Consider the following 6,381-nt stretch of genomic DNA (forward strand, 5'->3'; position numbering starts at 1 on the left):
TGATGACGGCCGCTCGGGCGGTCATACTATATATAAGCAATCGCAATAACGCGCAATAACGCAAGGATGAATACATGAGCGACACCACCATCGAATACACCGACGTCAAGAAGTTCACCCAGGATCAGGTCGAACGGCTGTTCCTGTCGGTCGGCTGGGTTTCGGGCAAATATCCCGAACGGCTGCACAAGGCGCTGATGGGGTCGTCGACAGTGCTCACGGCCTGGGACGGCGAGCGCCTCGCGGGCCTGGTGCGCGTGCTGGACGACGGCGAGATGATGGCCTACATGCATTACGTGCTGGTCGACCCCGAATACCAGGGGCATGGCATCGCTGGGCATTTGGTTGAAATGGTCAAGGAGCGCTACGCGAACTACTTCTATATCGAAGTCATGCCCGAGGAAAGCCGCAACGCGTCGTTCTATCAGAAGCATGGGTTTGGAATCATGCCTGACGGCGTCGCCATGCAGATCTGCAACGAATAGGCGATCAGGTTGCGCGTCGATCGGGGCGCAGCCGTCCTCTGTATCAACTCGTGACACGCCCGGATTGGTGCGCACAAGTCGGGCAGTAGCTTTTTTCGCTGGCGGAGTTCCGGGAGTTAAAATCCCTATCACCCGACTTGTGCATAGTATCCCGGGCGTGTCGCCCTCGACATCACATCTGCATCGCATCACGTGTACGGGCATCTGCGCTTAGCTTCTCTTCGTGGCGAGGGATAATGGCGGCATGAGATCGTGTGAACAAGGGGAGCAGGGGAGCGGAAGGCCGATGAGCAAGGCGAAACGCAATGCTCCCAACCGCAATGTCCCCAACTACAGCGCCCCCAACCACAACGCGACTCTAGTCGGCCTGCTTGCCATCGTGCTGTTCAGCGCGATTGTGAGCTTAGTGCGCATCACGGCGCAGAATTTCGGCGCCACCTTGGGCGCGGCGCTGATCTATACGCTCACCGCTGTAGTGATGTGGGTTATCCGCCGCCCGAAGCGGCTGCGCAGCTTGCCGCTTCGATATCTGCTGGTGTGCGGAACGTTGTTCGTGGTCTACGAGGTTTCCGTCGGCTTGGCCGTAGGCCTGGCGCACAATGCGACGCAGGCGCTTGAGGTGAGCGTCGTCAACTATCTGTGGCCGACGCTGATGGTTCTGCTCTCGCTGATCGGGCGTCGTTTCACTGCCAAGACGTGGCTTGTCATACCCGGTGCCTTGCTCGCCTCGCTCGGCACCGCATTCGTGGTCGGCGGCGATGCCGGGCTGAATCCAGCGAGCATAGCCGCCCACATCGCCTCGAACCCAGTGCCGTATGCGCTGGCCTTCGGCGGCGCAGTCACCTGGGCCGTGTACTCCGTCATCACGCCGCGCATCAGCGAAGGACACGACGGCATCACCCTGTTTTTGACGGGGGTCGCCGTGGCCCTGTGGATCGTTCATTTTCTGACGGGTTCGGTCCCGCAACATGCCCATACGGCGGGAATCGGCGCCTATATCGTGCTCGTCGCCGCTGCTCTCGTCATCGGAGCCGGATATGCCTGCTGGGATGCCGGCATCATGCGCGGCAATCTGACGGTGCTGGGGTCTGCCTCATACGCCGCGCCCGTGCTCTCCTCCGCGATAGGAGCGCTTGCACTCGGAGCCAGCCTGACCGTGTCATTCTGGCAGGGCGTCGTGCTTGTGGTCGTAGGCTCGCTCATTGGCTGGTGGGCTACGAAGGATGCCAGCGCAGAACCGAAGAGTTGAACGAAGCCGGCGGACGTGTTGCGGGCGATTTCGCTACTCGCCATGTCTCACGCTCATTCTCGTTGCATGCATCGTATATGCCTCTTTCGGCGGTTTTTCACTGGTTTTCATTGGCCCTTAGGCGTCACGCTCAGCAGTGCCATAGCCTAGGCACCATCAGCATACGCAATCGATACGCACCGAAACTGACAGTCTCTTCCAAAGTACAGTCTCTTCCAAAGCACAGTCGCCCCAAAGTGAACTTTGGCTTAACCGAAAATGACATCTCGCCGACCTTCCGCGAGTTCGCTACTCGGCCACGACACACTGGAACTGCCAACCGTCGATGAAGCTCCTTAGCGGGCGCATCGACATCTTCGACATGAAAGAAATGAGATGCGCGAATGAAAACGGAAACACAACGACATCGAACGCAGCAACATCGAATGCACAAAGTCATGGCGGGCGCTGCGGCGCTGGCTATGCTCCTGAGCGGCGGGGCAGTGGCTCAGGCGGCACAGGCTTCGACGGCATACCCGGCCAATAAGCCAAACATCACGGAGCTGCTTGGCGAGTTCAATAATTGGTGGACCCCGAAGAAGGTCGTCGATAATACGGCCCAAGGTGATGCGTTCCGCGGCAGCGTGACGGATGCCGGGCGCTCGGTGCTCGCATACAGTGACGATACGGTCGTCGCCATCAACAACCATGCGGCCAAGGATACCACGAAGGTGGACGGCACTGACACGCAGGCGCATCGCGCCGCGTTCGACGCAAGCGACAGTCCGGCTAATGCGATTACCTCGTATTCAACTGCCTTGGGTGACACCATCGGCAAGTACCTGCGCGAGGGGCTGAGCAACGGCTCGCTGCCCAAGACGAACGCGCTGGTGTTCGATGCCTCAAGCCCAGTCGCGACCTCCGGTTTCGTTGGTACTGGAAGCGCCAAGAAGGACTTCAACTACCCGCGTCCGTACTTCACCAAGGCGGATCAGGGCGTGGACCGCACCATCGGCGGCGACACCAATCTCAATGGGCTTAAGCCTGAGCTGGGCATCATCCACATTCCGATGTTCACGCAGGACGGCCAGGAATTCGGTGAGGACTACACGGATTACGAGGAGCCTTCGCAGGCTTTCCCCTCCGGACACACCACGAAGGCCTACAATCGCGGCATCGCACTGTCCACGCTGCTGCCCGAACTCGGACCGGAGATCATGGCTCGCGCATCCGAGGCAGGCAACAACCGCGTCGTGCTTGGCGTGCACTATCCGATGGACGTGATGGGCGGGCGTATCGCCGCCACGGCCAGCTCGAGCGCGCTGTGGTCGGATTCGGGATTCCGCACCAATGAACTGCTGCCGGCGCACGATGAGCTTGAGAACTACATCGCCGCCCGATGCAAGGCGGATGGCAACGGCTCCACGGTCGGGGAATGCGTCACCAAGCTCGGCGCGAACGCTGATAAGGGCTATGTCAACACCTTCACCGACGTGGTTTCGACCAAACCGGTTACCGACCGCGCATCGGCAATCGACGCATATACGTCTCGCATGACCTATGGGTTCGCGCAGACCTCCGCTGCCGGCCAGGCACCGAAGGTTCCTGCAGGAGCTGAGGACCTGCTGCTCACTGCGTTCCCGGATCTGAGCGTCGCGCAACGTCGTCAGATTCTCGAAGCCTCCGAAATCGACTCCGGCTATCCGCTGGATGCCTCGTCGCAGGGCTATCAGCGGCTCAATCTCGCCAAGGCCTACAGCGCGAATGTGACGCTGAGCGCGGATGGCAGCACGATTGTGGCCATTAGCTTCGGCAACGCGCAGTCCAAGGTCACCAAGGTCAGCGACTCCGATGCCGTCACCAATCTGCTCAAGGATTTCAACCGCTACTTCGTGGCTGGCGTGGGCGTCACTGATGAAGGCAAGGCCGTGCTGAGCCATGATGACCAGCTCACCGAGTCCATCAACCACGCTGCCTTCAGGGCGGACGGCAAGACCGTTCAGGATCAGCGTGCGCTGTCCGATGCACAGATGAACTCCACCAACACGCTGTACGACGCGCTCGGCCCGGTGCTGGGGGCGTACTTCAAGCAGGCGGCGGACTCCGGCAAGCTGCCCAAGACCGAGCAGTACCTCAAGGATATGAACAAATCCGCCTCTACCGGCAGCGCCAAGGCTTGGTATCAGCATCCGCGTCCGTACGTGGATCGCGTGAACTATGTCGGCACCACGCTGAACATGAACGGCACCGCGCAGACGTTGAACATCCAGAAGGTTCCCGGATATGAGAGCTTCGACTGGGGCAACGGCTCGCCGATCGACAACGAGTACGACAACCTGTACAACTCGGGTTCCTTCCCCTCCGGGCACACCACCTTCGCCTTCACGCAGGGCACTGGTCTGGCGAGCATTCTGCCTGAGTTGGGGCCGCAGATCATGACTCGTGTCTCCGAGGCCGGCAACAACCGCATCGTGCTCGGCGTGCACTATCCGCTCGATATTCTTGGCGGTCACATTGCCGGGCAGTACGGCGTGGCAAACGCACTGAACGACGATACCACGCGCAAGGAAAGCGCCGACGCCCGCGCTGAGCTGGTCGGCTACCTGACCGCGCAGTGCAAGGCCGACGGCCACGGCAACACCCTGCAAACCTGCATCGACGCCACCGGCGCCAACGATGCGAAGGGCTACGCCAACGCCTTCACCGACGAGGTCTCGACCAAGCCGGTCACCGATCTGCAGTCCGCATTGGCCGCCTACCAGGCCCGCATGTCCTACGGATTCGCCACGACCGGCACCGCTGGGCAGACTCCGGTTGTGCCCGATGCTGCTGTCAATCTGCTGAGCAACGTTAGCGCCTTCAGCGTGCTCAGCGCCGACCAGAAGAAGCAAGTGCTCGCCGCGACCGAAGGCGACTCCGGCTACCCGCTGGACGCCACGAGCGAAGGCTGGGCACGTGTGAATCTTGCAGCCGCATACAGCGCCAAAGTGACGCTGAGCGCCGACGGCAAGAACATTACCAAGGTCGAGCCGGGGCAGACGGTCGCTTCGGTGGTTCGCGAGAAGAGCGCGGAACAGATTGACAATGGCGGCAATGGCAACGCTGGCACCAACAACCAGCAGCCGACCAAGCCTGGCAAGAACGGAACCGGCGCGAGCAACAACAAGCCGCAGGCCAACGGTGTGCTGGCTGCCACGGGTGCCGATATTTCGGCGGCCATTGTGGCGGTTGCCGCGCTTGCCCTGATCGGCTCCGCAGTCACGGTCGTGGCTCGCAAGCGTCGGCACTGATTCGCCCAATGCCCACAGGTTGTGATTCCGTCGTCGCCCTTGATTGCAGCGCCATTTCGATGGCGGCACAGTCAGGTGCGGCGGCGGAGTCGTCCATTGTGCGATGTGCAGCTCCGCTTAACGGCTCGACTCGCCGGTGATTTGACTCGGTTCCAGCGCGACGGTTTAATATACCCGGCTGCACAAGCGATGGCAGGAACTGCAAGGTTTATGCCGGATGGAGTGCTAGCCGTGATTCGCTGGATTATTCCGGTGCGTCGTGTGCGGACATAGCTTAGTTGGTAAAGCGCGACCTTGCCAAGGTCGAGAGCGCGGGTTCGAGTCCCGTTGTCCGCTCCATCCGACTCATTCTTTCCATTTTTGAACTCTGTCTTGAAAATGCCACTGAGCGCCGCTAAATGTCATAAACGAGATGGAGTAGACGGGGGGTGCGGACGGAATGTTGGAGATGCTTTTTGTTGCTTGCGTGTGATTATGCCATGAGGCCGTGAGAGCGCCGGTGCTGGTCGGGGCTCTGGTAGCCCAGGCCCTGCCTGATGCGCTCCGCGTTGCGCCAGGCGATGCACTGCCCGGTCCTGGCGATGGCCTGCTCGCAGGTCAGCCGCTCCCAGTGCTCGGGGTAGGTGGCCTCGGTCTTCATCCTGCCGAAGAAGCCCTCCATGGCGCTGCTGTGCGGGCCGCAGCCCTTCGCGCTCATCGAGCGCGCCAGCTTGCGCTCCTGCATGATGGAGATCCACTCGGGCCACCGGCAGTGCCCGCCCCGGTCCGAGTGCACGATGGGCCTGGCGTCCGCGCCCAGCGTGGCGATGGCCCTGCTCAGCGAGCTGTTGGCCAGCTCGGCGTCCGCGCGCCGCCCGGCCGAATAGGCCACGATGCGCCCGTCGAAGCAGTCCAGGACCGGGCTGAGGCATATCCTGCCATCCGCGGCCTTGGTCTTTGTGATGTCCGCGAGCCACCTCTGGCCCGGCTCCCGGGCGTGGAAGTCGCGCCGGAGCAGGTTCTCGGGGGCCGGGGAGCACCCACCGGCATACGAGCTGTAACGCCCGGCCTTCCCGGAGGAGCGGGCCGCAAGGCCCTCCTGGGCCATGACGCGGCGCACGACCTTCTCCGAGACCCGCGTGCCCCCGGCCCTGGGGGCCGCGTGGATGCGCCGCGAGCCGTACCGGCCCTTCGCCTGCCCGAAGATCTCATGGACCAGGGGGCGCAGCCACGCGTGCCTGTCCCGGCCCAGCCGGGCATGGCGGTAGTGGCACGAGCTCAACGCCAGGTTCAGCCTGGAGGCCAAAGAGGCCGGCGAATGCGTCGCCCTCAGCCGGTGCGCGATCAGGGCCTTCTCCCGGTTCGCGAGCCGCCGCGGGTCGGCGGCCGGGTCTTTTCT

General features: G+C 62.2%; 4 protein-coding genes and 1 tRNA gene. 4 read left to right on the forward strand and 1 reads right to left on the reverse strand.

Going from position 1 to position 6,381, the window contains the following annotated elements; all coding sequences use genetic code 11:
- The first annotated feature begins 74 nt into the window (after positions 1-74).
- From DDF78_RS01625 to DDF78_RS01640, 4 genes are all read left to right on the forward strand, one after another.
- Positions 75-485, forward strand: coding sequence for a GNAT family N-acetyltransferase (locus tag DDF78_RS01625; RefSeq protein WP_152579723.1), 411 nt, complete (start codon positions 75-77; stop codon positions 483-485).
- Between the two features lie 286 nt (positions 486-771).
- A complete protein-coding gene (gene yddG, locus DDF78_RS01630) occupies positions 772-1,734 on the forward strand; it encodes an aromatic amino acid DMT transporter YddG (protein ID WP_162000625.1) in 963 nt (320 codons plus the stop codon).
- 425 nt (positions 1,735-2,159) lie between these two features.
- The gene (locus DDF78_RS01635) at positions 2,160-5,003 is read left to right on the forward strand and encodes a phosphatase PAP2 family protein (protein WP_152579721.1); all 2,844 of its coding nucleotides are present in this window, start codon (positions 2,160-2,162) and stop codon (positions 5,001-5,003) included.
- Positions 5,004-5,266: 263 nt separating this feature from the next.
- Positions 5,267-5,342: transfer RNA gene (locus DDF78_RS01640), tRNA-Gly, on the forward strand.
- Positions 5,343-5,475: 133 nt separating this feature from the next.
- Here the strand turns inward: DDF78_RS01640 and DDF78_RS01645 are convergent.
- Positions 5,476-6,381, reverse strand: a 906-nt coding sequence (locus tag DDF78_RS01645) for an IS3 family transposase (RefSeq protein WP_152587858.1), incomplete at its 5' end; no start/stop codon positions are given.

The organism is Bifidobacterium tibiigranuli, assembly GCF_009371885.1.
In the GTDB taxonomy this organism is placed as follows: domain Bacteria; phylum Actinomycetota; class Actinomycetes; order Actinomycetales; family Bifidobacteriaceae; genus Bifidobacterium; species Bifidobacterium tibiigranuli.

Bases quoted from the DNA above. Each gene is read 5' to 3' on its own strand.
- DDF78_RS01625 (WP_152579723.1), top strand. From the start codon at position 75: ATGAGCGACACCACCATCGAATACACCGACGTCAAGAAGTTCACCCAG.
- yddG (WP_162000625.1), top strand. From the start codon at position 772: ATGAGCAAGGCGAAACGCAATGCTCCCAACCGCAATGTCCCCAACTAC.
- DDF78_RS01635 (WP_152579721.1), top strand. From the start codon at position 2,160: ATGCACAAAGTCATGGCGGGCGCTGCGGCGCTGGCTATGCTCCTGAGC.